Below are 25888 nucleotides of genomic sequence, written 5' to 3'. Positions count from 1 at the left end.
TGCAAATGGGTGAGCCGGGTTGAGGAAATATCGGCTGACGGGAGAGGGGTGGAGTCGGCCATGTCATGGGCTCCATTGCGGTTTTTTAGCGCAATATGCTGACGTTTTATGCTTTCGCTATCCAGAGTGTCCATCATGTTGAAGGTGGCGATGCAAATCACCTTGCCAGGCAGGAAGAGAAGGATTTTAATCTGCCGCCGCCTCAGGGCGAGGACCCTGGTCGCCACCGATCAGCCCCTTTTTCTGTCCAACCGAACGAGCCCCATGACCGCCCAAGGCCACCTGCTGTTTTCCGTCACCTGCGTCCTGCTTGCCCACAAGGTCGAACTGACTCCGGCCCTGGCCGATGCCAGCCTGTGGCACATCGTCCCCATGGCCCTGGCGAGCGCCCTGCTGCCGGATCTCGATCACCCCCGCTCCCTGCTCGGGCGGCAACTGCCCTGGATCTCGGGGCCGCTCTCCCGGCTGTTCGGCCATCGCGGCTTCACCCACAGCCTGCTGGCGGTGGGGATGGGGGTCTGGGGGCTGGCCCAGGTGGAAGCCCCCTGGTTGCTGTCGGGGGCGGTGAAGGATGCCCTCATCGTGGGCTATCTCAGCCATCTGCTGGGGGACTGGCTCACCCCCATGGGCATTCCCCTGCTCTGGCCCTGGCGTCGGCGCTTTCGCCTGCCCGGCCTGCCCCTCAAGAGCGGCGGGGGCTACGAGAGGGCCTTCTGCCTGCTGACCCTGGCGCTTGCCGGGTACTGGGTCCATGGCGGCGCAGGCTTGGCTCACTTCTAGCCCCGGGCGCCCTCCTGGCACCTGGCCGTTCGGGTCAGGGTGAGGTAATCGGCGAGCACCGGCAGCCCCAGCAGGTGGCGGCGCAGCATGTCGAGGGCGGCGAAGGCGAGGATCCGGCGACCGCTCGCGGGATCCGGGTGGCTGACCTTGAGCGTCTGGCCGTGCAGTTGCCCGTCGGCGCAGAGCAGCAGCGGCACGCCGTCCGGCCCGGCACGGCCTATGGTGAGGCTCAGGGGGGCGGCGGGCACAGCCAGTTGAGTGAGGTCGTCGCTCAGGGTGTGGCTGAAGCCGGCGGTCAGGGCCGGGTGCCCGTGACACATGGTCAGCAGGGCGCCCCGGCTCTCTCCTTCTTGCAGGTGCAGCGGCCGCTCCCCCAGCAGGGCCAGGATCTGGCTGGCAGGCGCCTCGTTGCCACGCCCCACCAGCCAGGGGGCGATGGCCGCAAGCAGCCTCGCCTCGGCGGCGTCCATGTCGGCGGTGCTGGCACCGTGACCGATGAGCTTGAGCTCGATGAGGGGCATGGAGGAGCGGTAGCCCAGCTCGATGCCGGCAGGCCAGGGGGCCGCATCCAGCATGTCGCTGAGGGCGGACTCCGAGACGCCGAAGGTGTAGAAACGGCGCAGCTCGGTGTCCGTCTCTTCCCCGGCCAGCACCTTGAGGCGGGGCATGATCTGTTCGCGCACCATCTGCTTGAACTCGAACGGCACGCCCGGGGTGAAGAAGAGCCGGCTCTGGCCGTGGCTGGCCGGGTGGCAGACCACAAAGCCGCAGGCGGTGCCCACCGGGTTGCCGAGGATCTCGCAGTCCCGGGGCAGCCAGGCCTGCTTGGTGTTGCTCCGGGCCATGGTGCGGCCCCGGCTGGCATAGCGTTCGGCCATGGTGGCGAGCCAGTCCGGGAACAGGGTCAGGGGCTGGTCAAACGCCTCGGCCGCGGCCTGGGCGGTGAGGTCGTCCGCAGTGGGGCCGAGCCCCCCGCACACCAGGACCACCTCGGCGCGGTTGGCGCTCTCCTGCAGCACGGCTGTCAGATCCGCGAGGTTGTCCCCCACGGTGGCGCGGCGGCGCACCTGCCAGCCCTGCTCCAGCAAGAGGGCGCTGAGCCAGGCGGCATTGGTATCCACCACCAGGCCGGTCACTATCTCGTCGCCTGTGCTGATGATCTCGATGCGCATGGGGACTCCTTGGGTGGGGCCAGCCCTCTCAGGGCTTGCCGTGTTCGAAGTAGTAGCTGATCCGGGTGCGGGGGTTGAGGTATTCGAACACCGCCGGGGGCAGGCGTTTGGGCTGGATCACCTTGGCGATGGTCAGCCCGGCCGCGTCGAGGTCGATGATGGCCGCCTCCTGGCGCGGAATGCGGGGGTCGTATACCAGCACGGCGGGGTAGAGCAGGCGGGAGGCGTTGACCGACATCACCAGCCCCACCTGGCCGTTGGAGAGCTGCACCACGCTACCCGGGGGGTAGACCCCCATCAGTCGGATCAGCATGCCGAGGTGATCGGCGTTGAACTGGGACTTGCGCTGCTTGTAGAGGCTGCCGAGGGCCGCGTAGGGCACCTTGGCCTCCAGGTGGCAGAGGTTGTCGTACTCGTTGATGAGGGAGACGATCTGGGTGAGGGGATCGAGCTGATCCCCCTTGAGCCCATGGGGGCCGGTGCCGTCCAGGTACTCGTGGTGGTTCTGCACTATCTGCTTGGCCGCTTCCGGAAAATCGCTGACGAGCCCCAGCAGTTCCAGGCCGTAGCGGGGATGCTGGGCCATCAGGTTCTGCTCCGGCTTGGTCAGCGGCTCCGTCTTGCGCAGGATCTGGCTCGGGATCCTCAGCTTGCCGATGTCGTGGAACAGGGCCCCCATGCCGACCTGGCGGATTGCCTCGGCCGGCAACTTGCACTCCCGGGCGAGCAGCATGCTGAGCACGCTGACGTTGAGGGAGTGAAACTGCAGGCTGTTGCCATCATCGCTGTCAGAGACCAGGTGCAGCACCATCTCGTCCACCGAGAGGAGCTGCTCCGTCATGGCGTTGATCAGCTCCTGGGCCTCGCTGATGGCGTTGAGGGGGCGGGACTGGATCTTGCCCATGAGGTTGCGCACCTGGGCCAGGGATTGGCGGAACTGTTTCTCGCACTGCTGCAGGTCGCGGCGATAGCGCTGCAACTGCTCGATGCGCCGCAGTTTCTCCTGCTGCATCTCCTCCTGGCGGGCGACAAGACCCTCTCCTTCAACCTCATCCGCCTGGGACTGGGTTTGTCCGAGGGGCTTGGGCGGCGTGTCGCTCTTGTCGGGAATGATGGTCACCAGCTTGAGGCCAAGGCGACGAATGAGCTCGATCTCCTCCTCGCTCTTGAGCTTGAAGCTGGAGAACAGAAACGGGTGCTCACGCCATCCCAAAGGCAGGGAGACATAATTGCCGACTTGCAGCCGTTCTACGGAGATCTTGATTCCTGTCATGGGGTTGGGCACGAGGGACACACTGAGCCGTATGCTAGTCAAAGGGCGGGGTGAATACAAAAGGTATCTGATGACAGCGGGAGCGCTTTATTATAGGCTTCTAGATGTCCAGACATATTTACCGATGCAGTACAGGGAGTCAGCATGCCGATCAAGATCCCGGACCAGTTGCCCGCCGCCGAAGTGCTGGGGCAGGAGAACATCTTCGTGATGACGGAATCCCGGGCCGTCACCCAGAACATCCGCCCGCTGCGGGTGCTCATCCTCAATCTGATGCCCAAGAAGATAGAAACCGAGATCCAGCTGATGCGGATGCTCTCCAACTCGCCCTTGCAGGTGGACGTGGATCTGTTGCGCATCGACGATCGGGAGTCGAAAAACACGCCCCAGGCGCACCTGGAGAACTTCTATCACGACTTCGAGCAGGTGAGAGGCAACAACTACGACGGCATGATCATCACGGGGGCGCCGCTCGGGCTGGTGGAGTTCGAGGAGGTGGTCTATTGGCCACGCATCGTCGAGATCATCGAGTGGTCCCATCAGCATGTCACCTCCACCCTCTTCCTCTGCTGGGCGGTGCAGGCGGCGCTGAAAGCCTTGTACGGCATGGAAAAGCAGACCCACGGCGAGAAGCTCTCCGGGGTCTATCGCCACCACCGCCTCGACGAGCACGAGGCGCTGCTGCGCGGCTTCGATGACGAATTCGTGGCGCCCCACTCCCGTTATGCGGCCTTCGACGGGGATCTCATCCGCGCCCACACCGATCTGCAGATCTTCGCCGAGTCGGAAGAGGCGGGCGTCTATCTGGCCGCCACCAAGGATTGTCGCCAGGTGTTCGTCACCGGCCATCCGGAATATGACGCCCTGACCCTGGATGGGGAATACCGGCGGGATCTGGCAGCCGGGCTCACCCCCGTCATTCCGGTCAACTATTACCCGAACAACGACCCAAGCCAGACCCCGCGCGCCACCTGGCGTAGCCACGGTCACCTGCTGTTTTCCAACTGGCTCAACTATTACGTCTACCAGTTGACCAGCTACAAGGTGGAAGACATCGGCAAGGTGTTTACCTACCAGCAGCCCAAGGGATAGAGCCCATCAGTCCGCTCCGGCCAGCCGCCGCCCACGGGTATCGAGCCAGTGACGGTGGCAGGCCAGGGTGAAGGCCCGTGGCCGTCTGGCCCGGATGAGGGTCATGGCCTCCTGCTGGGGCAGCCCCTGGGTCATCAGCAGCAGGGCGGCCGCCAGCCCGGTACGCCCGCTTCCTCCGTGGCAGTGAATGGCAAGGTGCCGTCCCTCGCGTAGCAGGGCGAGCAGTCGGGGTTGCACCCCGGGCCAGGCCTGTTCGAAGGCGGCATCCGGTGCCTCGTCATCCGCAATGGGCAGATGGAACCAGCTCATGCCTCTGGCCTGCACCAGCTGCCCGAGAGAGAGGGGCCCGCACAGGGCCAGTTCCTCCACCGTCATCAGGGTCAGCACCCCGCCGGCACCGGCCAGCTGCAACTGGGCAAGGGCGTCGGCCATGGGGACCTGCTGGCTGCCGGGGCAGGGGGTGAGCAGGAGCTGGCCGTCGAGCCGTGGAACGTCCAGGCTCCAGAAGGGATGGGCACTGAGCATGGGGTTCCTCGTGGTGGTCGGGGTCAACGGGATCGGCATCCCGCGGGTGCGGCACAGCATAGAGGGGCCGGAGGCGATGTCAATCTGCGTTGTGTTCGGCCCGGTTTACGGGCAGAGTCTAAAAAAATCGAGCGATGCAAGGAGTAAAGATGAGAAACCTGGATCAACTGGACTTGGACATCCTGGCCCATCTGTTTCGCGATGCGGGCATGACCAACAAGGATTTGGCGGCCCTGGTCGGGGTGGCGCCGTCCACCTGTCTGGAGCGGGTGCGCAAGCTGCAGCAGGATGGCGTGCTCAAGGGGGCGCACTGCGAGGTGGATTACCAGGCCCTGGGCGGTCACATCCAGGCCATGGTCTCCCTGCAACTGGCCCGTCACAGCCGCCAGATCATCGATGCGTTTCGCGACGCCATCCTGGCCCTGCCCGAGGTGATCAGCCTGTTCCACATGGGCGGCAAGGATGATTTCCTGGTGCACCTGTGCGTCTCCGATACCGAACACCTGCGCAATTTCGTCTTCGATCACTTCACCTCCCGGGAAGAGGTGGTGCACCTCGAGACCTCCCTGGTGTTCGAGCACAGGTTCAGCCGCTCGCTTCCCTGCTTCCCCCACCCCTGACGGGGCTAGCCGCAAGAAAAAACCGCCCGAGGGCGGTTTTTTTGTGGGCGGTTCCTCAGTTGAGAGCCAGCCGGCTGTCCTGCGCCGTCCGGTAGAGCCCCTGCTGATAGGCCAGGCTGCCCCACAGGACCAGCCCCAGGGCGGCATCTTTCATGGTGTCCGGCTGCTGCGCCGGGGTGAGCGTTTCGGTCGCATCCTCGTAGATGAAGCCTTCCGGCGCCCGCTCGGGCTGCAGGATCACCACGTCCTTGCCGCGCATCAGGGCGAAGTTCTTGTCGTACTGCATAATGGCGCGTCCCGGCCAGTCGGCGGGCATGCGGGTGAGATCCTTGCCCAGCATGGGGTAGTCGGCACTGATGCCCATGAGGGAGAGCAGGGTCGGGGCCATGTCGATCTGGCTGACGATGCGGGGGTCCTTTCTCGGTGCTATGCCGTCCCCCAGAATGACCCCCGGGATGTGGAAGCGGGGGATGGGCACCAGGCTGGCTCCCCCGACCCGGCTGTCGTGATCGGCGATGACCAGGAACAGGGTGTCCTTCCAGTAGTCCGATGCCCTGGCCTTCTTGAAGAACTCGCCGACGGCGTAGTCCGCGTACTTGGCGGCGTTGTTGCGGGTCTGCTTGGGCTGCTCGTACAGGGCGATGCGGTTGTCGGGGAATTCGAAGGGATCGTGGTTGCTGGAGCTGAACACCAGGCTGAAGAAGGGTTTGCCCTCCTTGTGCAGCGCCGCGAAGGTCTCGTTGGCCTTGGCCATCAAATCTTCATCCGAGGCGCCCCAGGATCCCTCGAACACCGGGTTCTTGAAGTCCTTCTGCTCGACGATGGTGGTGAAGCCATTGCCGAGGAAGAAGCTGCGCATGTTGTCGAAGTGGCTCTCGCCACCATAGATGAAGCTGGTGTCATAGCCTCGCTGCTTGAGCAGGTCGGCGATGGTGAAGAAGTTGGTCTGGCTCTTGCCGAGCTTGACCACGGCCTGGGCCGGGGTCGGCGTGAAGCCGGTGAGCACCGCCTCGATGCCGCGTACCGAACGGGTACCGGTGGCGTAGAGCTGCTCGAACGCCCAACCCTCTTTCGACAAGGCATCGATGTTCGGGGTGAGCGGCAGGCCGCCGAGGGAGCCGACGAACTGGGCCCCCAGACTCTCTTGCAGCAGGATCACCAGGTTTTTGGGCTTGCCCTGGTAGCTGGCCGTGTTGAAGGTCTGACTTGGCAGATCGGCAGAGGTGAAATCGCCGAGAGGGCGACCGCTCTCCTCGCGGACTATGTCGAGTACCTGATGGTCAGCCATCTTGCCGTAAAACTGGCTGGCGTCCTCCTCGGCCCCCATCTGCTTGATGGCAAAGAAGAGGGAGTAGGCGGAGTTGACGGTGAGGGCGTTGACCAGGGGATCGTCGGCAAAGGCCACCATGGCCGGATTCAGGGCGCGATGGCCGAGACTGGAGCGGGCGCCGAGGAAGCCGACGGCGAGGATCAGCAGGGCGAAGGCGGGGCGCCAGTACCAGCGGGGGAAGCTTAGGTCACGCACCAGGCGGCCGCTCAGCCACCAGCCACCGCCCAGCACGGCGCCGCTGAAGATCACGGCCAGCAGCAGCTCGCCCTTGCGGCCAGCCCACAGCATGGAGAGCACCTCCTTCGGATAGATGAGGTACTCCACATAGAGGCGGTTGGGGCGTACCCCGTATTCGGTGACGAAGGCGGGAGTGGAGATCTCGAGAAAGAGCATCAGCCAGAGCCCCAGGGTGAGCCAGATCCGGATAAGCTGCATCCAGAGCCGCCCCGGCGCGTGGGGCCCGGCCAGCAACTGGGTCAAGACGGCGGGTACGCCCCAGACCCAGCAGAGGGTGGCAATGTCGACGCGAATGCCTTGCAGCAGCATCTCCTGCCAGCCAGAGACGGCATCCACCCGTTCCAGTTGCCAGAGCCCCAGGCCAAGGCGGCTGACGGTCAGGGAGATGAGCGCGATCAATGAAAAGACGGCGATGGGCCAAACCGGTCCCAGCCATTGTTTGATGGTGGTCATATTGTTCCTGCAAACCTGTTTGCGCCCAGTCCCCGGGCGCATTGTTGTTATGGTGCAGGAGTATGACAGTGGCGCCTGGCAAAGGTTGCATGGGCATGGGGTATAAATGGAGAAGTTGGCACGTTTTATGATTTTTTTGTGACGGGATGCAGGGTTCGAAGAGAGCATAAAACGCTGGGGAAACTGTGATCCTGCTGGCACATCAAGACAATGGTCGTGCCTATAATGGCGCCGGATTTCTCAATCGGAGCCGAAGGGATGCCGGTCTTCATCGATGTGGAATATATGCAGGGCTGGTCTCTGTTCGTGGTGCTCTCCGACGGCACCACAGGCGTGCTGGATCTCACCCCCTGGCGCGGCCAGCCGCTGTTTGCGGCCATGGAGACCGAGCGTCGCTTCGCCCGTGTCTTCATCGATCATCGCCATCAACTGGCATGGCCCTCGGGCTTCACCCTGGCGGCCCACGAGGTCTACCACCTGATCCTGCCCATCGACGAGCGCGCCGCCTTCCCCGATCGCAACATGCATCGCTTCTGACATGCTAACTCGTTGAGTCAGGTAACGTTTTCAGTCACAGACCCGCGTCGGTCAGGTCGTTATCATGACCCCAGTGCGGCGCTTTGGGCGCCCATCCACCACAGCGGGAACATAACAATGAAACAAGGAACGTTGCGTCGTGGCGGCCTCATCGGGGCCGCCCTGTTACTGACGGCTTGCGGCAGCGGGGGAGGCGGTGGCAGCAGCGACCCCCAGCCCCCGGTGGTCAATCCGCCCCCCGCGTCGGCCAGTCGCGCCTGCTATGGCAATGATCAGCCAGCCTGCAACCTGCGCACCTACCAGGTGATGGTGGAGTCCTTCGTCGACGGCGACGGCAGCGCCAACTACGGCGTCGGCTACGGCCCCTCCCGGCACAACGGCGATCTGCAGGGGATCATCGACAGCCTCGACCACATCAAGAGCCTCAACGTCAACGCCATCTGGCTCACGCCGGTGTTTGACTCCTGCGCCGGCCAGGCCGGGGACGACCGGCTGGATGCCACCGGCTACTTCGCCTGCGACTTCTTCAACGTGGATCCCAACTTCGGCAGCAACGCCCAGCTTAAAAAACTGGTGGACGGGGCGCACCAGCGCGGGCTCTATGTCTTCCTCGACGGGGTGTTCGGCCACGTCAACAAGGTGGGGGTGAGCAAGCCTTCACCAGAGGGGCGGCTGCCTGCCCTCAAGAGCGGCGGCGCAGGCTACCCGGGTCAGCTGGTGGATTACGGCCAGCCCGAGAGTCTGGCCTACTTCAAGGAGGTGGCCCGTTACTGGGTCGAGCAGTACGGCATCGACGGCTGGCGCCTCGATCAGGCTTATCAGTTGGGGCTGGATGACTGGCGCGCCATTCGCAGCGAAGTGGCGCAGGCCAGCGCGGCGCGCAAGGCCGCCGGCCAGCAGTGGGGCACCCTCGGCTACATGGTGGGGGAAGTGTGGAAGGGCGCCGACGAGATCCGCGCCCAGGCCTATGGCCCGAGCGACAACCCGGCGCTCTCTTCGGCGTTCGACTTCCCCCTGCGCTACGGCCTGGTACAGGCGCTGGCGGTGGAAGAGTCCGGCAAGGGCGGGCAGGGGGCCAGCGTGCTCGACGCCAGCTGGAACAAGGTGGAGAACTACCCGGACCACGCCATGCCCAACCTGATGCTGGGCAACCACGATCTGGTGCGCTTCGGCGATCTGCTGGAGCGGGGCAACTTCAATGGGGCGGACTACTGGCAACGCCACAAGGCGGCCTTCAGCTTCATGGCCGCCCGCTCCGGTCCCATTACCTTCTACTATGGCGAGGAGTTTGGCGACGAGGTGCCTGGCTTTGCCAGTCAGGTGGGGGGCGACTGTGCGGCCCAGGGGCTCTGCGATGATCACGTGGCCCGCAGCGATGGCAAGGTTCCCGGTGTCACCGGCTTCGTGCCGAGCAGCGAGCAGGCCGAGCTCAAGCAGTGGCTGAGCGATCTGCTGGCCTTGCGCGCCGGGCACCCGGCCCTCTATCAGGGGGAGCGGGTCAAGCTGGTGGCCGAGGGGAGCGTCTATGGCGACATCAAGCAGACGGCTGGCGAGCAAGTAGTCTACCTGCTCAACGTCTCCACCACGCCCCAGAGCTACGCGGTGCCGGTCGGCAAGCTGCGCAGCGGCAGCGCCCTGGTGGATCTGCAGAGCGGCGAGAATCTGGCCATCGGTGGCAGCAGCGTGACGGTGGACTTGCCACCCCTCACTGGCCGCTTCCTGCTGGTGCGCTGAGGGAGGCAGGCAACAAAAAGGGCTCCATGATGGAGCCCTTTTTCATGGTGGCGGCTTACTTCTCGATGCCGCTGCCCAGATCGTCCCGGCGGGAAGAGACCGAGGGCTCGGCCCCGTGGCGCCAGTGTTCCAGCCGGTTGTGCACCCCGCGGCGCAGGCTCTTGAAGCTGGCTTCCAGATAGTCCACCCCCACCAGGATGGAGAGGGTGACGACGGTGAGCAGCAGCGCCTGATGCAGCATGTCCATGCCGATGAGGGCGCCGAGGGCGGCCAGCATCCAGATGGCGGCGGCGGAGGTCACCCCCAGCACCTGACCATCCCGGGTCATCATGACCCCGGCCCCGAGAAAGCCGACCCCGGTGATGAGCTGACCCAGCACCCGCGCCTGATCGGCGCCCTGAGGACTGACGGCGGCGCCGATAGCGAGAAAACAGTAGGTGCCGAGCACGATGAGGGAAGAGGTGCGGATCCCCACCGGCTTGCCGCGAAGCTGCCGCTCCAGCCCCACCAGGGTGCCACACACCAGACAGACCAGGATGTTCTCCCAGCCAAGGGGCGCGATGTCCCACCACTGCATTGTCATCATATCCACCTCTGCTCGCGATGCTTGTTATCCTGTCGCGCTCTGCCCCCGGTTCTCCAGCCGCTGGCGGAAGGCCCGGGCGAGGCGCTCGTAGAGGTCCTTTGCCTCCCTGTCTTCAATATCGCCACGTATCCAGGGGTTGTCGATGATTTCCAGCAACACGCAGCCCTGACCCTGCTGGCGCAGATCCACCCCGAACAGGCCGTTGCCTAGCTGGTGCACGGCGCGGCGGGCGGTTTGCAGCACCCGCTCCGGCACGTCGCTGAGGGGCAGCGCCTCGATGCGGCTCATGTCGAGGGGGTGTTTGCGGCGACGGATGCGGTTGCCGGGTTCGGGTCGGTAGCGGCGGCAGGCGAACAGCGGCGAGCCGTCGAGAAAGCCGATGCGCCAGTCGAACTCGGCAGGGATCCGGCTCTGGACCAGCAGCAGGGCGGAGCGGGCCAGCCCCTCGTCCAGCAGGCGGGCGAGCTGGATGTCATCGCTGGCCATGGCGAGGTCGCGCCCCTGGGCGCCGTCGGGGATCTTCACCATCAGCGGCAGACCGAGGCGCTGCACCAGTTCGTCCACATGCTGGCGGCCGCGGCGGGTCACGACGGTGGTGGGGGGCATGGGCACGCCGCTGCGCACCATCAGCTCGTAGAGATAGAGCTTGTTGCTGCAGGCGAGGATGGCACGGGAGCTGTCGATGACCGGCATCTTGAGCTGCTCGGCGCGGCGGGCAAACTCGAAGGTGTAGTGACCGACCGCGGTCTCGGCGCGCAGCCAGAGGGTGTCGAACTCCGGCAACCGCTCTATGGCCGAGGGAGGCAGGATCTCGGCCTGGATCCCCTGGGCAGCGGCCGCCTTGATGAAACGCTCCAGCGCCAGGGCATCGCTGCTGGCGCGGCCGTCGTTGGGGTCGACCAGGATGGCGAGCTGGTAACGTGGCGCCGTCTGCTCCTCGTCCCCCGTGCCCACCAGCGCCTGGGCGTGCTGCACCATCAGCGTCTTCTCGCTCGGGCTCAGCGCCAGCGGTGACAGGCTCTCCTGCTGGCGCACCGACCAGCCGTGGCGACCGCGCTTGAGGGTCAGCTCCTGCAGCGGCAACTGGCTCAGGCCGTAGTAATAGCGGGCGAGCCCCGCCAGCTCGCTCTGTTCGCACTGGCCGAAGATGGCGCGCACCCGGATCCTGTCTTCGCTCTGCTGGGCCAGCCAGCCCTGCAATTTGCGCCACAGCTTGGCGGGAGGCTGCTGGGGTTGCAGCCTGCTGATGGCCTGCAATCCCGGCAGGCAGTGGTGGCCGCGGGCCTGGGCCAGCAGGGAGCAGTAATAACCGGCCCCCAGGTGTTCCAGGCTGCGGCAGAGGTTGATGATGCGCGGACGCCCCCCTGTGGTGGGCAGACCGTGTTGCAGGTAGGTGCGGGCGGTCAGCAGATAGTCGGCATGGCAGGGCCAGTCGCCCGGCTCCTCGACGATGACATAGGTACTCATATTTTCAGGCTCCACAGAAAGGACTGCCAGAAACGGCAGGATCCCCAGTGGGCTTCGATGCACCGACAAGCACGACAATGGCGCGAGGGGAAACAAGAGGTTACAGTGCCTAATATTCTGCCTTGGTAACTTGTGATACAAGTCGCATTTCTGGTGCTGAGGATAAATAACCGAACAAGGACTCCCCGTGTTGACCGTGCGCGCCGCCCGAGCCGATGATTTGGGCGCCATCGTGAAGCTGGAACGCTACTGTTTTCCCCCCGAGGTCGCCTTCGGCCGCAGCCGCTGGCACTATCTGCTCAATCAGGCCAAGGGGCGCACCCTGCTGCTGCAAGACGAGAAGGCGCAGGTGATGGGCTATTTGAGCGTGCTGGAGCACAAAGGCTGGGATCGTCTCATCATCCAGACCCTCGCCATCCGCTGGACCGTCCGCCGTCAGGGGTGGGCACGCCGCCTGCTGGAGCAGGTGATCCGGGAAGGGCGCGAGGCCGGCTGGGGGGCGATTCGCCTCGAGGTCGCCGACGCCAACCCAGAAGCCAGGACCCTCTATCAGGGGCTGGGGTTTCGCCCCGGGGTACGGCTGCCCGATTATTACGGGCCCGGCCAGCATGCCCACCGCCTGGTGCTGGCGCTGGGGGATGAGCGGCAGGAGCCATCATGAGTTGCGAGGATTGCCTGGCCACGGCCATCAGGGCCAAGCTCGGGCGCTGCCCGGTCTGCGCCGCCCAGACCTTTCTCATCGGGGTCGTCGGCTGGCTGGTCTGGTGGTGGTGCGGCGCCGATACCTCGGTCAACGCCCTGACCGGCCTGCTGTTTGCGCTGGGGGGCTCGGGTCTCTTCCTGCTGCATCTGGCGGTGTTCGCATGGCGAAAGCTGGGGAAACGCGACATATAACGTGCTGATTTTTCAAGAAGACAAATAACAATGGAGGTTCACATGATTGCAATGGTAACGGGCGCCTCGTCCGGCTTTGGTGAGGCCATCAGCCGCCTGCTGGTGAGCGCAGGCCACCGGGTGATCGGCACCGGGCGCCGCGGCGAACGGCTGGCCGCCCTGACCGAGGAGCTGGGCGAGCAGTTCCTGCCCCTGGTGTTCGATGTCCAGGACAAGGCTGCCACCCGCGCCGCCATCGAGGCGCTGCCGACCGAATGGCAACAGGTGGACCTGCTGGTCAACAACGCCGGCCTGGCACTGGGGCTGGAGCCTGCCCACAAGGCGGATCTGGAAGACTGGGAGCAGATGATCGCCACCAACATCAGCGGCCTGGCTCTGATCACCCGGTTGCTGTTGCCGGGCATGGTGGCGCGCAACCGCGGCCACGTCATCAACATCGGCTCCATCGCAGGGACCTACCCCTATCCGGGCGGCAACGTCTACGGCGCGACCAAGGCGTTCGTGAAGCAGTTCAGCCTCAACCTGCGTGCGGATCTGGCGGGCACGGCGGTGCGTGTCACCAACGTGGAGCCCGGCCTGTGTGGCGGCACCGAGTTCTCCAACGTGCGCTTCCACGGCGACGACGCCAAGGCGGCCACCGTCTATCAGGGGGTGCAGGCCATCCTGCCGGAAGACATCGCCAATACCGTACTCTGGATCAGCGAGCAGCCTGCCCACGTCAACATCAACAGCATCGAGATCATGCCGGTGGCCCAGACCTTCGGTCCGCTCCACATCAGCCGTCGCTGATGTCATGACGAGCCGACTTCTGTCCACAAGAGGCGCCTTCGGGCGCCTTTTTTGATGGATCTGGTCGCACTCGTCATGGAGTGCAGAAGGAGGCGTGCTGTGACCCGTGCTGAACCATCGGAAGAGGGGGGTACTCAAGTTGGCCTGCAATTTGCTGTCTCCGGCCCATGGCGGGGAACCCATCCCCGGAGCCGGCGAGGCCGGCAGTGAGCGTGGAGCCTTCATGGATATCAAACCCTATGGTCATCAACTTGCCCAGAGCGCGTCCCAGAACCGTGCCCTGGCGACCCTCAGCGACAGCGACGACAAGCAGAGCGGTTGGTCTCAGCAGGTCAGCCTCTCCAGTCAGGTGCTGACCGGCAAGGCGCAGCAGGCGCTGACCTACGAGCATCTGGCCAGGAACGGCAAGAACACAGTCCTGACCGGTGGCGTCAAGGATGCGCGGGTGCAGCAGATGGTGGACAAGGCCCTGGGCTTTGATCGCAAAAAATTTGACGATCTCGAGCGTCAGCTCAAGGGGATAGCGGATGACAAGACGCTCTCTGCCGAGGAGCGCGAAACGCAGAGCAAGGACCTGGCCGCGCAGCGCGATGCCATGCTCAAGGAGGCCATGGATCGCCTCACCGGCAAATCCGCCTCCCAGGCATGATGTGATTCAAACGGAAATCCTTGGGCGTTAAAGGCAAGGGGTTGCCCCCTTGCCACGGTGCTGGCAGGCCGTGGTCAGGGCTCAGGGACTCTGGGGGGCGATCCCGATGGCGATGGCGGTGGTCTGCACGGCCTTGATCTGGTCCCCCTTGGCGATGAGGGCGAACTGGGCCGGATCCTGCACCTTGAGGGTCAGGGTATGGTCGACCCCCTTGACCCGGATGGTCTGGTGCGCCTTGTCCACGTCGATGACGTCGGCATAGATGGTTACCTGCATGCCGGCGCCGGCAGCGGGTTTCTCCCCGGCGGCCGCCTTGCCCCCTTCTACTTCCACCACCCGTTTTCTCACCCCGGCGGTGCCCTTGAGCAGGGTCAGGTCCAGCAGTTGCAGATATCTCAAGGCCACGACATCTCCCACCTTGAGCTGGGGAAGGTTGGTCACCTCCTCCCCGGCGATCAGGTCCAGGGTCTGCCCTTCGGCATTTTTCAGGCTGACCTTGCGGGTGGCCAGGTCGATGGCGGTGACGGTTGCCCTGGCCGTCAGTTCTTCGGCCAGACTGGCTTGTCCGGGGGCCACGGCCACATGGGTGGTGACCTCTGCGGCATAGAGCAGGGGAGGGGCACAGAGGGTGAGGGCACCCGCAATCCAGGCGTGCTTCAGTTTCATGATAGATACCCTGTGAGTGGGAAAGGGACCCCGGGAGGGGTTTGAGGGGGCGACGAACTCGTCTGCCCGCTATCAACATAGCAAAGCCGGGCAGGAGCGCCCGGCATCGGCAGGCTGGCATCGTATTTTTGACGACAGGCTCCCGTTTTTGACCTGATGGCACGGCAGGCGCACAATTCCCCGGCATGCAATCAACCGAGGGCTCTGCCGTGTACAACTTCCAATATGCCAATCCCACCCGCATCTGCTTTGGTGAAGGCCAGATCGCCAGGCTGCCCGAGCTGATCCCGGCCGGCAGCCGTCTGCTGGTGCTCTACGGGGGTGGCAGCATCAAGCAGAACGGGGTCTATGAGCAGTTGACCCAGGCGCTGGCGGGCCGGGAGTGGCTGGAGTTTCCCGGCATCGGCGCCAACCCCCAGTACGATCAGCTGATGGAGGCGGTGGCTCTGGTCAAGCGCGAGCGCATCGACTTCCTGCTGGCGGTGGGTGGCGGTTCCGTGGTGGATGGCACCAAGTTCGTGGCCGCCGCTGCCTGCTTCGAGGGGGACGATCCCTGGGAGATCCTGCGGGACAAGGCCCCCATCAAGGGGGCGCTGCCGCTAGGTTGTGTGCTGACCCTGCCGGCCACCGGTTCGGAGAGCAACCCCGCCGCCGTGGTGAGCCGGGGGGAGGCCAAGCTCTCCTTCTACAATCCGCTGGTGCAACCGGTGTTTGCGGTGCTGGATCCCGCCACCACCTACAGCCTTCCGCCGCGCCAGGTGGGCAATGGCGTGGTGGATGCTTTCGTCCACATCCTCGAGCAGTACCTCACCTTCCCGGTGGGGGGAGAGGTACAGGACCGGCTGGCGGAAGGGCTGTTGCAGGTGCTGGTGGACAACGGCCCGCGGGCGCTGGCGGAGCCCACCAACTACCAGGTGCGTGCCAACCTGATGTGGGCGGCCAGCCTGGCGCTCAACGGCCTCATCGGTCGTGGCGTGCCCCAGGACTGGTCCACCCACGCCATCGGTCACCAGCTCACCGCCCTGCACGGGCTGGATCATGCCCAGAGCCTGGCAGTGGTGTTGCCCTCCCTGCTGCGCGAGCAATCGGCCCAGAAGCAGGAGAAGCTGGCCCAGTTCGCCGAGCGAGTATGGCACTCCAGCCGCGAGGACAAGGCACTGCGGATCGAGGAGGCCATCATCCGCACCGAGCAGTTCTTCCAGCAGATGGGGGTGGGTACCCGGCTTGCCGACTACGGGCTGAACGAGGGCTGCATCCCCGGTATCTGCTCCAACCTCAAGCGTTTCGGGCTGACCGCCCTCGGGGAGCAGCAGGACATTGATCCCGACAAGGTAGCCAGGATCCTTTCCCACGCGCTTTAAGTCAGGGGACTCGCGTCTCGCAATCAGAGTGGCGCGGATCCTTTCTCACGCCCTCTAGGCCTGAGGCCCTTGGCCAAGGGGCGATCTGGACAATAAGTGCGGCCAGGATCCTCTCTCACGCACTCTGATCATCTGGCTGACGGCCGGAAAAGAGAACGCCCCGATCATCGGGGCGTTTTGCAGGGTGTCACCGGGGCACCGCCGTTTATTCGGCGCTGCGGTCCAGCTCGCGCTCCAGGGCTGCCGCCTTCTGGCGGGCCGGGTGAGTGTTGAGTCGCTGCCAGTAGGCCTGCAGATGCGGGAACTGGGCCAGCTGGCCGCTCTGGGCCAGCAGATCCACCAGGAAGGAGTTCAGGATGTCGGCGCCGGTGAGGCGATCGGCCACCAGGTAACGGCGGTTTGCCAGCACCTCATCGAGATAACCCAGCACCTTGGCGCACTCGGCTTTGGCGTAGTCCGGCAGGAAGCGCATCGGGCTGCCATCCTTGCGCACGAACATATCGAGCAGCAGCGGCAGAATGCCGGAGCTCTCGGCGAAGTGGAGCCACTGCAGGTATTCGGCATAGTCGGGGCTATCTTGAGCCGGTGCCAGCCGTTGTGGGGCGTGGCGGGCGATCAGGTACTCGGTGATGGCACCGGATTCTGCCAGCACCCGGCCGTCGAACTCGATGACCGGCGACTTGCCGAGGGGGTGGATGGCCTTGAGCTCGGGCGGCGCCAGAAAGGTGGCGGCATCGCGCTGGTAGGCCTTGATCTCATAGGGCAGGCCCAGCTCTTCAAGCAGCCAGATGATGCGCTGGGAGCGGGATTTGTTCAGGTGGTGCAGGACTATCATGGAAACCTCGACGCAGTGACGGAAGGCGGTGATACGCAGCGCCCCGGCAGCAGGTTCACTGATGGATGAAAAAGAGCGGGCGTGGTGCCCGCTCCTTCGTCTATTGACTCAGGCCTCCAGCGCCTGATCCAGATCCGCCAGTATGTCCTCGATGGCTTCGATTCCCACTGACAGCCGGATCATCTCAGGTTTCACTCCAGCCTTGGCCTGCTCCTCTTCGCTCAACTGGCGATGGGTGGTGGAGGCGGGGTGGCAGGCCAGGGACTTGGCGTCGCCGATGTTGACCAGCCGCTTGAAGATCTTGAGGGCATCGTAGAAGCGCACACCCGCCTCGTAGCCGTCCTTCAGGCCGAAGGAGAGGATGGCCGAGGGGCGACCGGCCATGTACTTCTCCGCCAGCGGGTAGTGGGGGTGACCCGGCAGACCGGCGTAGCTGACCCAGGCCACCTTGGGGTGGTGCTTGAGGTGGTGGGCCACCCGCAGAGCGTTGTCCACGTGGCGCTCCATGCGCAGGCTCAGGGTTTCCAGCCCTTGCAGCAGCAGGAAGGCGTTCATCGGCGCCAGCGCCGCCCCGGTATTGCGCAGCGGCACGGTGCGCACCCGGCCGATGAAGGCCGCCGGGCCGAAGGCCTCGGTGTAGACCACCCCGTGATAAGAAGGCTCGGGTTGGGTCAGTTGGGGGAAGCGCTCGGCGTGATCCGCCCAGGGGAACTTGCCCGAGTCGACGATGACGCCCCCCAGGGAGTTGCCGTGGCCGCCGACATATTTGGTCAGGCTGTGCACCACGATGTCGGCGCCGTGTTCGATGGGTTTGCACAAGACCGGAGTGGCGACCGTGTTGTCGACGATGAGCGGTACGCCACGGGCGTGGGCCACCTTGGCGAAGGCCGCCAGATCGACGATGTTGCCGGCCGGGTTGCCGATGCTCTCGCAGTAAACCGCCTTGGTTTTGTCATCGATGAGGGCGGCGATGGCCTCGGCACTGTCATCCTTGGCGAAGCGCACCTCGACCCCGAAACTTGGCAGCATGTGGGCGAACAGGGTGTAGGTGCCGCCATAGAGTTGGGGGGTGGAGACGATGTTGTCACCGGCGGCGGCCAGCGCCTGGATGGCGTAGGTGATGGCGGCGGAACCCGCCGAGACCACCAGGCCGGCGATGCCCCCTTCCAGCGCGGCCATCCGTTGCTCCAGCACATCGTTGGTGGGGTTCATGATGCGGGTGTAGATGTTGCCCGGCACCGCCAGATTGAACAAGTCCGCCCCGTGCTGGGCGCTCTCGAACTCGTAGGCCACCGTCTGGTAGATGGGCACGGCCACCGCCTTGGTGGCGGGATCGCTGGAAAAGCCGTGGTGCAGGGCCAGGGTCGCATCTTTCATCACACACTCCTTGTTGGATGTCACCATTATGGATGGATAGACGTCCAATCTATCAGGCCCAGCGCCGATGTAAACCACCCATTCCGGCAAAGCAATGCCGGGGGATGGCGGTGACCGGATGGCGTCTGTGACGGCGACCTCAGAGACGGCGGCGATACTCCCTGTCGTCTATCTGGTGCATGTCCCACTGCATCAGGCGGTTGAGCTGCGCCATGGGATCTTCGACCAGCGTCAGAGGGCGGGGCAGGATCCTCAGGAAGTAGCGACGAAGGGTTTGCTGGATCCGGTTCGGTTTGAGGGGGTTGGCATGGCTCATGATGGTGCTCCTGTGCAGTGGTTCTCACGTTCGCCAGCAGTATTGAGCTAAAATGCGGAAGTAAAAACTGATGACTTTCAGAGACAGGATTTCCTCTTTTATGCCTACCACCCGCCTTTATCAGCAATTTCAACGGCTCACCCAGCAGCTTGGCTGCGACGAGCGGGAAATCAGCCTCGCCGAGGTGGCGGATCTGCTCTGCTGCACCACGCGCAATGCACGCCTGCTGCTGCGCCGCATGGAAGGGCAGGGCTGGCTTTGCTGGACGGCAGAGGCAGGGCGGGGGCGGCGCTCCCGCCTCACCCTGCTCGACAACCAGGAGAGCCTGACCCGGCGCCGATTGCGGGATCTGCTGAGTCAGGGCCAGCTGGCGCAGGCGGTGCGGCTGGCCGAAGATCGCCTGGATCTGCTCACCCCGCTGCTTATCGAGCAGCTCGGCCAGGCCACCCGGGAGGGGCGCCAGATCCTGCGGGTGCCCTACTACCGGCCCCTGCCCGGTCTGTTGCCCACCGCGCCCTTGCGCCGCTCCGAAATTCACCTGAGCCGCCAGATCTTCAACGGTCTGACCCGGCGAAACGAGGAAAATGGGGAAATCGAGGGGGATCTCGCCCATCACTGGGAGTGTCTGGCCCCCTGTCACTGGCGCTTCTATCTGCGCCCCGTGGTGCGCTTTCACCATGGCCGCGAACTGGTGGTGGAGGATGTGATGGAGAGCCTGCAGGCCTTGCGGGATCGCCCGCTTTTCGCTCATCTGGCACGGCTGGAGAGCCGCTGGCCGCGTACCCTGGACATCCATCTCGACAGCCCGGACCCTCTGCTGCCGCACCTGCTGGCCGAGCCGGTGGCGGCCATCCTACCGCGGGAGCTCAAGGGGGAGGCGAATTTCGCCCTGCAGCCGGTGGGCACCGGCCCCTATCGGGTGAGCGCCAATGATCCCCTGCACCTGTGCCTCGAAGCATTCGACGACTACTTCGGGCTGCGGGCCCTGCTCGACGAGATCGACATCTGGATGCTGCCGGAGCTGGCGGAACGACTGGAGAGCCACGTCAGGCTGGGCAGCGACACCCCGGAGCTTGGCTCCATGCGCGGGGAGTCAGAACTGGAATCCGGTTGCTACTTCCTGCTGCAGGACGACAGATCGGCCCCCCTGCAGGACCCGGCCCTGCGCCAGTGGCTGACCCGGCTGCTCAACCCCATCGCCCTGATGGCCCGGGTGGCCCCCGAGCTGCAGCGGGGCTGGACCAGCGCATTGGGCCTCCTGCCCCACTGGCGCGAGAGCCTGCCTCTTCCCGAGCCCGGCCCGGTCAGCCTGCCAGCTCGGCTGGTACTGGCCTGCTTCAACCAGCATCTGGAGTTCAACGAGTGCGCCAGCGCCATGAGCAGCCTGCTGGCAGAGCAGGGGATCCAGCTCGAGGTGCGTACCCTGGACTACGGGCGCTGGGTGAGCGGGGAGGATGAAGATGTGGATCTCTGGTTCGGCACCCTCAACCTGGAGCATGAACACGCCTTCGCCCCTTACGCCTGGCTTCAGGGTACCCCCTTGCTGCGCCGGGTGTGGGGCGGCCAGCAGGCCCTGTGGCAGGGATTGACGCAGTGGCGCGCCCATGGTGAAGAGCCCGGCCCCCGCGCCCTGCTGGCCGAGGTGCAGCGCCAGAGCTGGTTCGTGCCGCTGTTTCACCACTGGCTGGAGCTGGAGAGCCGGGTCGGCGTGCACGGCGTGCGCATGACGGCCCTCGGCTGGTTCGATTTTCGCAGCGCCTGGTTAAAGCCCGAGCAGGTGGCGCAGGAGCCGGAAACCGGCGGTGGCTCTCACCCCCAGGCAGGGACGCTTGAGTCGGACGGGTTGGCGCGCTAGCCTGTGCGCGGTCCTACGACAAGGAGTCGACATCCATGCTGGAAATGCAGATCCAACCCCGTTTTCAAGAGACGGACGCCCTCGGCCACATCAACAACACGGTGCCGGCGGTCTGGTTTGAATCGGCCCGTGATCCCCTGTTTCGCCTCTTCTCGCCCGAGCTGGATGTGCATGACTGGCATCTGATCATCGCGGGCTACACGGTGCAATTCAAACGGGAGCTGTTCTATGGCCAGATGGTGTCGATCAAGACCGGCGTGCGGCGTATCGGTACCAGCTCCTTCACGCTCTGGCAGGAAGCCTGGCAGGGCGGCGAGCTGGCGGTGACCGCCGAGACGACCCTGATCCATTTTGACTACCGGACCCGGCAGTCCATCCCTTTGAGCGAGGCTCACCGGGAGGGACTGAGGGTCTGGCTGGTAGAGAGTTAATCCGGCCTTCTGGCCCACCACAGGACACTTATGCGCACAACCGCGATCGCCCTGAGCCTCGGCTTGGGACTGGGACTCTGCTCCCTGCCTTCATTCGCCGCCTCCCTGGCCGAGCAGTTCACCCTGATGGAGAAGGGGGCCGACAGCGCCCTCGATACCCGCTTGTTCAGCCACGATGGCGTTGACATCAAGGCCTGGGTCGACGGCACGCCCGTCATCATCGCCGTGCCCATCCTGAACGAGCAGGGCAAACAGGAAGGGGAGAGCCGTTACTACTTCAAGGGCGGCAAGCTGTTCGGGGTGAAGGAGCCCGCCGCCCAGTTCGCCTTCGATGACAGTGGCAAGCTGACCCAATGGCTGGACGACAAGGGGCAGCCTGCGGAGTTTGTCAGCAAGATGAGCATGCAGCAGCGGGAAGCCTGGCTGACCAGACGGGCGGCCGAGCTGGGCGGGTTGTTTGCACCGAGCACCGCCGAGGAGAAGGCTGACAAGGGGGGCGTCAAGCTCAAGGGGGCGGAGCTCGCCCAGTGGCTCTGCAATGGCAAGCTGATGGCGCTCGCCGGAGGTGACAAGGTGACCTTCGAGCCGGCCAAACTCAAGAGGAGTGCAGAGGGCATCAAGGGAGAGGTTTCCCTGCGCCAGGATAAGGGGTGGCAGGATCTCTGCCTCACCTGCGAGGTGCAGGGCAACCGGGTGACTCGCCTCACCTGGCAGCCGCTGCCGGGTGCCAACAAGCCGCAGTAAGGGCGGCAGCGTCAAAGAATGGGGGCCCACTTGCGGGCCCCTTTTTCATGCCGGTTACTGCTCGCCCAGGGTGAGCCGGGTGAGGGCCTCCACCCGTCGCCACTGACCGGGCTCGAACCAGCGTGCCAGGATCTCCGGCTGCTGGCTGACCCGGGCCTCGGCAGGCAGGGGCCTGATCTCTGCCAGATAGCCGGCCAGCTGCTGCTCGAACCCCTGCTGGCTCTCTGCCAGCTGGAGCAACCGGTCTGCCGCCTCCGGTCCCAACTGTTCGCGCAGTGCTGCGTCACGCCCGGCTGCGGGGAGTTGCTCCAGAGCCTGCAGATCGCCGAGCAGGCGGCTGTTGGCCTCCGCCTCCCGAAACCACTGGGGCTGCTCCGCCAGCCAGAGCTCCAGCTCGCTCGCCAGCAGCGGCTTGTCGGCATCGCTGGACTCCGCCAGCGCCTTGCGGCGCAGGGTCCACTGCTCCATCAGCCTGTCCTCGGCAAACAGCTGCTCCTGCTCGGCCGGGGTGAAGCGCTGCCTGCGCAACTGTTCGCGCTCGTCGAACAGCTTCTGCAAGCTGGCCAGGCCCGGATCCGTCGGCACCGTCAGGCTGCCCTCAGCCCCGAGAAAGGCTTCATGGCGGGCCTGCAGCGAGGACTTATCCGACGGCGGTGCGGCCTGCCTGACCAGAGGGGAAGCGGGCCCGGCATGTTGCGGCGAAGGGGCGGTTGCGTCAGCGGAGGGCCAATACTTCCAGCCCCCCAGCAGCAGGGCCGCCGCCAGCGGAGCGGCCATCAGCCATGCCCTGTTCATAGTCCCAGCCTCTGCAGGCGGTTGGCGTGCTGGCGATAGAGGTTGACCGGGTCGGTCTCGAACAGGTGGCGAATGCCGAACGACTGGTTCACCTCGTCCAGATGGTTCATGCGGTAGTGGGTACCGATCACCTTGCCGAGGTGGCTGCTGCATACCCCGACCAGGCCGTCACTGGGCTCCTTGAAGAAGCTGCCGGTCAGCGCCAGCGCCGGATCCACCGGATCCAGGATGTTGGTCATGGTGCCGCGTCCGCTCCAGGAAAAGTAGTAGACCCCGTTGGCGGCCTGCATGGGCCCTTCGCCGCAATGCTGGCTCGGCAGCCCTTCCGGATAGCGCTGGTTGAAGTGCTGGGCGCCGGTGCTGGTGAGGGCGTCGAGGGCGGCGAGGGGATCCTGCGGCAGCTGGCTGCCCCCGGAGAGCAGCGAGATGACCCCGGACAGGGCCGAGGCGGCGGCCACCGCCAGACCTTCGGCCGCCGAGCCCGGCGTCACCTTGGCCCGCACCAGGTCGGCAATCTCAGAGCCATGGTTGACCCCGCCCACGCTGGTGGCGGAAGCGACCAGCTCGGGGGCGACCGAAGCGACGTAGCGAATGGTGGGGCCACCGTGAGAGTGGCCGATGAGGTTCACCTTCTCCGCCCCCGTGATGGCGAGCACCTGCTGCACCTGCTTGAGCAGCTGTTCACCGCGCAGCTCCGAGCTCTGGGTGGCGGAGACCTGGGCCACGTAAACCTTGGCGCCATCCCGGGTCAGGGCCTGGGGGATGCCGTAGAAGTAATCGACCCCGAGCAGCTTGTCGAAACCGAACAGACCGTGCACCAGCACTATGGGGTAGCGGGTCTGGGTATAACCGGCCCCCTGACCCAGCATGGGCAGGGCGCACAACAGCATCAATAGCCATCTTTTCATCTTCACCGTCCTTGTGAAAAAACCGGCTGCACTCTGGTCGTCACCGGGGGTCGTCACCGGGCAGCCACCGGCCTCATGCCAGTACCGGCAGCATGGTGGCTGAACTCAAATGTATCTGTGGATGGGATCACTAAACCGGGGATTGCAGAAAAACCCTACCCATATGGGCAAAAAAGGCGGCACCAACTATTCCTTGTGTCTGCCCATTAAATAAGTTAAATAATAATTATTATCATTTGAGTGGTCGAGTCATGACGGGAACCTGGGTGAAGGGGTGGGTCGGTACCACCGGAGCGGACAGCAGCATGGCGCACTGGAAGGCGCAGACCCTGAGTGGCAACCGCCATTTCGATGCGGGGGAGTACGCCAGGGCGCTCGACTGCTATCAGCAGGCGCTGTGGCTTGCCCGCCAGCAGTTTGCCGAGTGGCACGATGCCGACGAAGCGGTGGCGGCCCTGGTGGTGGCCCATCACAACCTGGCGGATCTGCTGGTGGCCATGACCCTGCCGGATCGGGCCGCCGACCTGCTGTGTCACATCCATGATTGCCTGCTGGCCACCAGCCAGTCCCCCACCAGTTCCGCTGCCCTGCGGGAGGCGGCTGTTCGCCACGCCCGCAGCACCCGTACCGAGCTGCTCACCTTTCTGGGCAAACACGGTCATCACGACGGCATCCAGCGCAGCCTGGGTCAATGTCTGTGTCAGGCCGGCTCTGCCCATCAACTGCATTGAGCCCAACAGGAGAGACAATGAACATGAGCCATACCCTGCCAGCCCTTCCTTACGCTTATGACGCGCTGGAACCCCATATCGATGCAAAGACCATGGAGATCCATCACAGCCGTCACCATCAGACCTATGTCACCAACCTCAATGCCGCCCTGGCCGATCTGCCGGAGCTGGCTGCCCTGCCGCTGGAGGCATTGCTTGCCCGTATCGACAGCCTGCCGGCCCAGGTTCAGGGGGCGGTGCGCAATCACGGCGGCGGCCACGCCAACCACAGCCTGTTCTGGCAGGTGATGAGTCCACAGGGCGGCGGCGAGCCGGACGGCGAGCTGGCCGCGGCGATGGAGCGGGATCTGGGTGGGCTGGAGGCCTTCAAGCAGGCCTTTACTCAGGCGGCGCTGAGCCGTTTTGGCAGCGGCTGGGCCTGGCTGGTGGTCGATGGGCGCGGCAAGTTGCAGGTGGTGAGCAGCGCGAACCAGGACAGCCCCCTGATGGAGGGGCTCACCCCGATACTCGGGCTGGATGTGTGGGAGCATGCCTACTACCTCAAGTACCAGAACAAGCGTCCCGACTACATAGCCGCGTTTTACAACGTGATCGACTGGGATGAGGTGGCACGGCGTTATGTGGCAGCGCTGGCCTGATCGCCGGAAATACCGAGCCCAATGAAAGAGACCCGCCTGTTGGCGGGTCTCTGCTATTGAGGGGTCGGCGCGCTGCTGGCAGCCGGATTATCCACGGGTGTTGCTTCGCTCGGCACGGCTGCGCTGGTGGCTGGTGCAACGCTGGTTGCAGCCGCTGCACTGGTGGTTGTTGCAGCGCTCACGGCCGTTGCCTGCTTGGCCTTCGGCTGATGAGGGGGCGGTGCAATGGGCAGGCAGGGCTGGCTCGCCCCTATGGTGCTCAACGCCTGGCAGGGGACCGGGCCGCCGATGACGATGGGCTCGCCGAGGAACTTGGGCCCCTTGTCCAGCACGTAGAGGTCCAGCAGCCCCATCAGGCGGGCGAACACCTCGCGCACCCGGGTCTTGATGCCCTGATAGGCGCTGGGATCCACGGCGTTGAAGCCGACCGCCTCGATGCCGAAATGGCGGGCGATGAAGATGGCGCGCTCGTTGTGAAAGGCCTGGGAGACCACGGTGAAGTGGGCCTGACCGAACACCTCCTTGGCACGCACGATGGAATCCAGGGTCCGAAACCCTGCGTAGTCGCTGTAGATGGCGCTGGCCGGAATGCCGGCCTGGATCAGGGCCCGCCGCATCTGGCGCGGTTCGTTGTACTGCACGGTGGCGTTGTCGCCGGAGACCAGGATGTAGTCCACCTTGCCGTTGTTGTAGAGCTCGGCGGCGGCCTTGATCCGGTACTTGAAATAGTGGTTCGGGCTGCCGCCAATCAGGTATTTGGAGGTGCCGAGCACCAGGGCGACCCGGTTATAGGGCACCGCGTTGACGTCGTCATAGGTGTAGTGACGGGCGTCCGAGACGGTCCACTCGCTGTAGCCAAGCAGGGCGGCGATGGAGGCCAGCAACAGGCAGAGGCAGGCGAGCAGGATCTTGGCAAACTTCTTCATGCGCGGTGCGGTTCGGGTCTGAAGTAAGAGAAGACAGGGGGCCATTCTATTACAAGTTGTTGTGGCGCGTCAGGTTTGATGGCGGCGCAGGGTCTCACTCGGGCAGAGGTTGTCGCAGCGCGCGCCCCGATCCCGGGCTTATCAAACGGCGCCATAAACAAGGGGCG

Annotated in this window: 28 protein-coding genes; 15 read left to right on the top strand and 13 right to left on the bottom strand. The window is 64.9% G+C overall.

Annotated features, from left to right (window positions below; all coding sequences use genetic code 11):
* Nucleotides 1–264 precede the first annotated feature (264 nt).
* Nucleotides 265–780, top strand: coding sequence for a metal-dependent hydrolase (locus AB5Y89_RS09875; protein WP_010672710.1), 516 nt, complete (start codon nucleotides 265–267; stop codon nucleotides 778–780).
* Here the strand turns inward: AB5Y89_RS09875 and AB5Y89_RS09870 are convergent.
* Both AB5Y89_RS09870 and AB5Y89_RS09865 read right to left on the bottom strand, forming a co-directional pair.
* Complete coding sequence (locus AB5Y89_RS09870) at nucleotides 777–1952, bottom strand: competence/damage-inducible protein A (RefSeq protein WP_368223653.1); 1176 nt, start codon at nucleotides 1950–1952, stop codon at nucleotides 777–779. The genes AB5Y89_RS09875 and AB5Y89_RS09870 overlap by 4 nt on opposite strands.
* Before the next feature lie 28 nt (nucleotides 1953–1980).
* A complete protein-coding gene (locus tag AB5Y89_RS09865; RefSeq protein WP_324021164.1) occupies nucleotides 1981–3225 on the bottom strand; it encodes an HD-GYP domain-containing protein in 1245 nt (414 codons plus the stop codon).
* Nucleotides 3226–3369: 144 nt separating this feature from the next.
* Between AB5Y89_RS09865 and metA the strand changes: the two genes are divergently transcribed.
* On the top strand, nucleotides 3370–4317 hold the full coding sequence (gene metA, locus AB5Y89_RS09860) for a homoserine O-succinyltransferase (protein ID WP_010672713.1): 948 nt from the start codon (nucleotides 3370–3372) through the stop codon (nucleotides 4315–4317).
* Between the two features lie 6 nt (nucleotides 4318–4323).
* On the opposite strand, the gene AB5Y89_RS09855 is transcribed toward metA, so the two are convergent.
* Entirely contained in the window at nucleotides 4324–4842 is a 519-nt protein-coding gene (locus AB5Y89_RS09855; RefSeq protein ID WP_010672714.1) for a tyrosine-protein phosphatase, read from the bottom strand.
* 149 nt (nucleotides 4843–4991) lie between these two features.
* Between AB5Y89_RS09855 and AB5Y89_RS09850 the strand changes: the two genes are divergently transcribed.
* The gene (locus AB5Y89_RS09850; RefSeq protein ID WP_010672715.1) at nucleotides 4992–5462 is read left to right on the top strand and encodes an Lrp/AsnC family transcriptional regulator; all 471 of its coding nucleotides are present in this window, start codon (nucleotides 4992–4994) and stop codon (nucleotides 5460–5462) included.
* Between the two features lie 55 nt (nucleotides 5463–5517).
* Here AB5Y89_RS09850 and AB5Y89_RS09845 read toward each other — a convergent pair whose 3' ends face one another.
* The gene (locus AB5Y89_RS09845) at nucleotides 5518–7482 is read right to left on the bottom strand and encodes an LTA synthase family protein (RefSeq protein WP_213319760.1); all 1965 of its coding nucleotides are present in this window, start codon (nucleotides 7480–7482) and stop codon (nucleotides 5518–5520) included.
* 258 nt (nucleotides 7483–7740) lie between these two features.
* Between AB5Y89_RS09845 and AB5Y89_RS09840 the strand changes: the two genes are divergently transcribed.
* Nucleotides 7741–8019, top strand: coding sequence for a DUF2442 domain-containing protein (locus AB5Y89_RS09840; protein ID WP_043154040.1), 279 nt, complete (start codon nucleotides 7741–7743; stop codon nucleotides 8017–8019).
* A gap of 117 nt (nucleotides 8020–8136) precedes the next feature.
* The gene (locus AB5Y89_RS09835; protein WP_214002862.1) at nucleotides 8137–9753 is read left to right on the top strand and encodes an alpha-amylase family protein; all 1617 of its coding nucleotides are present in this window, start codon (nucleotides 8137–8139) and stop codon (nucleotides 9751–9753) included.
* A 55-nt stretch (nucleotides 9754–9808) separates the two neighbouring features.
* Here AB5Y89_RS09835 and AB5Y89_RS09830 read toward each other — a convergent pair whose 3' ends face one another.
* Both AB5Y89_RS09830 and AB5Y89_RS09825 read right to left on the bottom strand, forming a co-directional pair.
* Nucleotides 9809–10339 carry an MgtC/SapB family protein gene (locus AB5Y89_RS09830; protein ID WP_039039793.1) on the bottom strand — a complete coding sequence of 177 codons (531 nt, stop codon included), beginning with the start codon at nucleotides 10337–10339 and terminating at the stop codon, nucleotides 9809–9811.
* Between the two features lie 24 nt (nucleotides 10340–10363).
* Complete coding sequence (locus AB5Y89_RS09825; RefSeq protein ID WP_048208957.1) at nucleotides 10364–11806, bottom strand: RimK family protein; 1443 nt, start codon at nucleotides 11804–11806, stop codon at nucleotides 10364–10366.
* A 187-nt stretch (nucleotides 11807–11993) separates the two neighbouring features.
* Between AB5Y89_RS09825 and AB5Y89_RS09820 the strand changes: the two genes are divergently transcribed.
* The 4 genes from AB5Y89_RS09820 (at nucleotide 11994) to AB5Y89_RS09805 (ending at nucleotide 14138) form a co-directional block, all read left to right on the top strand.
* On the top strand, nucleotides 11994–12467 hold the full coding sequence (locus AB5Y89_RS09820; RefSeq protein WP_124244417.1) for a GNAT family N-acetyltransferase: 474 nt from the start codon (nucleotides 11994–11996) through the stop codon (nucleotides 12465–12467).
* Nucleotides 12464–12700: a DUF3624 domain-containing protein gene (locus tag AB5Y89_RS09815; protein WP_041212265.1), complete on the top strand. Its 237-nt coding sequence runs from the start codon at nucleotides 12464–12466 to the stop codon at nucleotides 12698–12700. The genes AB5Y89_RS09820 and AB5Y89_RS09815 overlap by 4 nt, the downstream gene beginning before the upstream one ends.
* 42 nt (nucleotides 12701–12742) lie before the next feature.
* The gene (locus tag AB5Y89_RS09810) at nucleotides 12743–13489 is read left to right on the top strand and encodes an SDR family oxidoreductase (RefSeq protein WP_124244416.1); all 747 of its coding nucleotides are present in this window, start codon (nucleotides 12743–12745) and stop codon (nucleotides 13487–13489) included.
* Between the two features lie 223 nt (nucleotides 13490–13712).
* Nucleotides 13713–14138, top strand: coding sequence for a hypothetical protein (locus AB5Y89_RS09805; RefSeq protein WP_029313593.1), 426 nt, complete (start codon nucleotides 13713–13715; stop codon nucleotides 14136–14138).
* Nucleotides 14139–14219: 81 nt separating this feature from the next.
* On the opposite strand, the gene AB5Y89_RS09800 is transcribed toward AB5Y89_RS09805, so the two are convergent.
* Nucleotides 14220–14804: a hypothetical protein gene (locus AB5Y89_RS09800; RefSeq protein WP_041212267.1), complete on the bottom strand. Its 585-nt coding sequence runs from the start codon at nucleotides 14802–14804 to the stop codon at nucleotides 14220–14222.
* Between the two features lie 185 nt (nucleotides 14805–14989).
* On the opposite strand from AB5Y89_RS09800, the gene AB5Y89_RS09795 reads away from it, so the two are divergent.
* Nucleotides 14990–16165, top strand: coding sequence for an iron-containing alcohol dehydrogenase (locus tag AB5Y89_RS09795; RefSeq protein ID WP_139737601.1), 1176 nt, complete (start codon nucleotides 14990–14992; stop codon nucleotides 16163–16165).
* 205 nt (nucleotides 16166–16370) lie between these two features.
* Here the strand turns inward: AB5Y89_RS09795 and AB5Y89_RS09790 are convergent, their stop codons facing one another.
* The 3 genes from AB5Y89_RS09790 to AB5Y89_RS09780 form a co-directional block, all read right to left on the bottom strand.
* Entirely contained in the window at nucleotides 16371–17000 is a 630-nt protein-coding gene (locus AB5Y89_RS09790; RefSeq protein ID WP_368223650.1) for a glutathione S-transferase family protein, read from the bottom strand.
* 108 nt (nucleotides 17001–17108) lie between these two features.
* Complete coding sequence (locus AB5Y89_RS09785) at nucleotides 17109–18377, bottom strand: O-acetylhomoserine aminocarboxypropyltransferase/cysteine synthase family protein (protein WP_368223648.1); 1269 nt, start codon at nucleotides 18375–18377, stop codon at nucleotides 17109–17111.
* Nucleotides 18378–18516: 139 nt separating this feature from the next.
* The gene (locus tag AB5Y89_RS09780; RefSeq protein ID WP_080769963.1) at nucleotides 18517–18693 is read right to left on the bottom strand and encodes a hypothetical protein; all 177 of its coding nucleotides are present in this window, start codon (nucleotides 18691–18693) and stop codon (nucleotides 18517–18519) included.
* A 100-nt stretch (nucleotides 18694–18793) separates the two neighbouring features.
* Between AB5Y89_RS09780 and sgrR the strand changes: the two genes are divergently transcribed.
* From sgrR to AB5Y89_RS09765, 3 genes are read left to right on the top strand one after another with little or no spacing between them, the layout of a single operon-like run.
* Nucleotides 18794–20548 (top strand): HTH-type transcriptional regulator SgrR, encoded by a 1755-nt coding sequence (sgrR, locus tag AB5Y89_RS09775; protein WP_368223646.1) that lies wholly within the window; start codon nucleotides 18794–18796, stop codon nucleotides 20546–20548.
* Between the two features lie 35 nt (nucleotides 20549–20583).
* Nucleotides 20584–20979 (top strand): thioesterase family protein, encoded by a 396-nt coding sequence (locus AB5Y89_RS09770; RefSeq protein ID WP_010672731.1) that lies wholly within the window; start codon nucleotides 20584–20586, stop codon nucleotides 20977–20979.
* A 30-nt stretch (nucleotides 20980–21009) separates the two neighbouring features.
* On the top strand, nucleotides 21010–21723 hold the full coding sequence (locus AB5Y89_RS09765; RefSeq protein WP_045523067.1) for a hypothetical protein: 714 nt from the start codon (nucleotides 21010–21012) through the stop codon (nucleotides 21721–21723).
* A gap of 54 nt (nucleotides 21724–21777) precedes the next feature.
* On the opposite strand, the gene AB5Y89_RS09760 is transcribed toward AB5Y89_RS09765, so the two are convergent.
* Nucleotides 21778–22518: a lipase secretion chaperone gene (locus AB5Y89_RS09760; RefSeq protein ID WP_368223644.1), complete on the bottom strand. Its 741-nt coding sequence runs from the start codon at nucleotides 22516–22518 to the stop codon at nucleotides 21778–21780.
* Nucleotides 22515–23426, bottom strand: a complete 912-nt coding sequence (locus tag AB5Y89_RS09755; protein ID WP_368223643.1) for an esterase/lipase family protein — start codon at nucleotides 23424–23426, stop codon at nucleotides 22515–22517. Before AB5Y89_RS09755 ends, AB5Y89_RS09760 begins: the two co-directional genes overlap by 4 nt.
* 305 nt (nucleotides 23427–23731) lie before the next feature.
* Between AB5Y89_RS09755 and AB5Y89_RS09750 the strand changes: the two genes are divergently transcribed.
* Together AB5Y89_RS09750 and AB5Y89_RS09745 are read left to right on the top strand one after the other, a co-directional pair.
* Nucleotides 23732–24157: a hypothetical protein gene (locus tag AB5Y89_RS09750; protein WP_069785466.1), complete on the top strand. Its 426-nt coding sequence runs from the start codon at nucleotides 23732–23734 to the stop codon at nucleotides 24155–24157.
* 23 nt (nucleotides 24158–24180) lie between these two features.
* Nucleotides 24181–24795: a superoxide dismutase gene (locus AB5Y89_RS09745; RefSeq protein WP_069785467.1), complete on the top strand. Its 615-nt coding sequence runs from the start codon at nucleotides 24181–24183 to the stop codon at nucleotides 24793–24795.
* A 53-nt stretch (nucleotides 24796–24848) separates the two neighbouring features.
* On the opposite strand, the gene AB5Y89_RS09740 is transcribed toward AB5Y89_RS09745, so the two are convergent.
* Complete coding sequence (locus AB5Y89_RS09740; RefSeq protein ID WP_124244407.1) at nucleotides 24849–25766, bottom strand: vancomycin high temperature exclusion protein; 918 nt, start codon at nucleotides 25764–25766, stop codon at nucleotides 24849–24851.
* Between the last annotated feature and the right edge of the window lie 122 nt (nucleotides 25767–25888).

Source organism: Aeromonas sp. s4, assembly GCF_040907855.1.
GTDB classification, from domain to species: domain Bacteria; phylum Pseudomonadota; class Gammaproteobacteria; order Enterobacterales; family Aeromonadaceae; genus Aeromonas; species Aeromonas caviae.
The sequence above is the reverse complement of the archived record's forward strand: the minus strand, read 5'-3'. Positions and strand labels throughout refer to the sequence as shown.

Excerpts from the sequence above, each read along its gene's own strand:
- AB5Y89_RS09800 (WP_041212267.1), bottom strand. The coding sequence starts at position 14,804 with ATGAAACTGAAGCACGCCTGGATTGCGGGTGCCCTCACCCTCTGTGCC.
- AB5Y89_RS09815 (WP_041212265.1), top strand. The coding sequence starts at position 12,464 with ATGAGTTGCGAGGATTGCCTGGCCACGGCCATCAGGGCCAAGCTCGGG.
- AB5Y89_RS09750 (WP_069785466.1), top strand. The coding sequence starts at position 23,732 with ATGGCGCACTGGAAGGCGCAGACCCTGAGTGGCAACCGCCATTTCGAT.
- AB5Y89_RS09780 (WP_080769963.1), bottom strand. The coding sequence starts at position 18,693 with ATGAGCCATGCCAACCCCCTCAAACCGAACCGGATCCAGCAAACCCTT.
- AB5Y89_RS09830 (WP_039039793.1), bottom strand. The coding sequence starts at position 10,339 with ATGATGACAATGCAGTGGTGGGACATCGCGCCCCTTGGCTGGGAGAAC.
- AB5Y89_RS09835 (WP_214002862.1), top strand. The coding sequence starts at position 8,137 with ATGAAACAAGGAACGTTGCGTCGTGGCGGCCTCATCGGGGCCGCCCTG.
- AB5Y89_RS09790 (WP_368223650.1), bottom strand. The coding sequence starts at position 17,000 with ATGATAGTCCTGCACCACCTGAACAAATCCCGCTCCCAGCGCATCATC.
- AB5Y89_RS09865 (WP_324021164.1), bottom strand. The coding sequence starts at position 3,225 with ATGACAGGAATCAAGATCTCCGTAGAACGGCTGCAAGTCGGCAATTAT.
- sgrR (WP_368223646.1), top strand. The coding sequence starts at position 18,794 with ATGCCTACCACCCGCCTTTATCAGCAATTTCAACGGCTCACCCAGCAG.
- AB5Y89_RS09760 (WP_368223644.1), bottom strand. The coding sequence starts at position 22,518 with ATGAACAGGGCATGGCTGATGGCCGCTCCGCTGGCGGCGGCCCTGCTG.
- AB5Y89_RS09855 (WP_010672714.1), bottom strand. The coding sequence starts at position 4,842 with ATGCTCAGTGCCCATCCCTTCTGGAGCCTGGACGTTCCACGGCTCGAC.
- AB5Y89_RS09755 (WP_368223643.1), bottom strand. The coding sequence starts at position 23,426 with ATGAAAAGATGGCTATTGATGCTGTTGTGCGCCCTGCCCATGCTGGGT.
- AB5Y89_RS09840 (WP_043154040.1), top strand. The coding sequence starts at position 7,741 with ATGCCGGTCTTCATCGATGTGGAATATATGCAGGGCTGGTCTCTGTTC.
- AB5Y89_RS09795 (WP_139737601.1), top strand. The coding sequence starts at position 14,990 with ATGCAATCAACCGAGGGCTCTGCCGTGTACAACTTCCAATATGCCAAT.
- AB5Y89_RS09745 (WP_069785467.1), top strand. The coding sequence starts at position 24,181 with ATGAGCCATACCCTGCCAGCCCTTCCTTACGCTTATGACGCGCTGGAA.
- AB5Y89_RS09805 (WP_029313593.1), top strand. The coding sequence starts at position 13,713 with ATGGATATCAAACCCTATGGTCATCAACTTGCCCAGAGCGCGTCCCAG.
- AB5Y89_RS09825 (WP_048208957.1), bottom strand. The coding sequence starts at position 11,806 with ATGAGTACCTATGTCATCGTCGAGGAGCCGGGCGACTGGCCCTGCCAT.
- AB5Y89_RS09875 (WP_010672710.1), top strand. The coding sequence starts at position 265 with ATGACCGCCCAAGGCCACCTGCTGTTTTCCGTCACCTGCGTCCTGCTT.
- metA (WP_010672713.1), top strand. The coding sequence starts at position 3,370 with ATGCCGATCAAGATCCCGGACCAGTTGCCCGCCGCCGAAGTGCTGGGG.
- AB5Y89_RS09770 (WP_010672731.1), top strand. The coding sequence starts at position 20,584 with ATGCTGGAAATGCAGATCCAACCCCGTTTTCAAGAGACGGACGCCCTC.
- AB5Y89_RS09785 (WP_368223648.1), bottom strand. The coding sequence starts at position 18,377 with ATGAAAGATGCGACCCTGGCCCTGCACCACGGCTTTTCCAGCGATCCC.
- AB5Y89_RS09850 (WP_010672715.1), top strand. The coding sequence starts at position 4,992 with ATGAGAAACCTGGATCAACTGGACTTGGACATCCTGGCCCATCTGTTT.
- AB5Y89_RS09845 (WP_213319760.1), bottom strand. The coding sequence starts at position 7,482 with ATGACCACCATCAAACAATGGCTGGGACCGGTTTGGCCCATCGCCGTC.
- AB5Y89_RS09810 (WP_124244416.1), top strand. The coding sequence starts at position 12,743 with ATGATTGCAATGGTAACGGGCGCCTCGTCCGGCTTTGGTGAGGCCATC.
- AB5Y89_RS09740 (WP_124244407.1), bottom strand. The coding sequence starts at position 25,766 with ATGGCCCCCTGTCTTCTCTTACTTCAGACCCGAACCGCACCGCGCATG.
- AB5Y89_RS09870 (WP_368223653.1), bottom strand. The coding sequence starts at position 1,952 with ATGCGCATCGAGATCATCAGCACAGGCGACGAGATAGTGACCGGCCTG.
- AB5Y89_RS09765 (WP_045523067.1), top strand. The coding sequence starts at position 21,010 with ATGCGCACAACCGCGATCGCCCTGAGCCTCGGCTTGGGACTGGGACTC.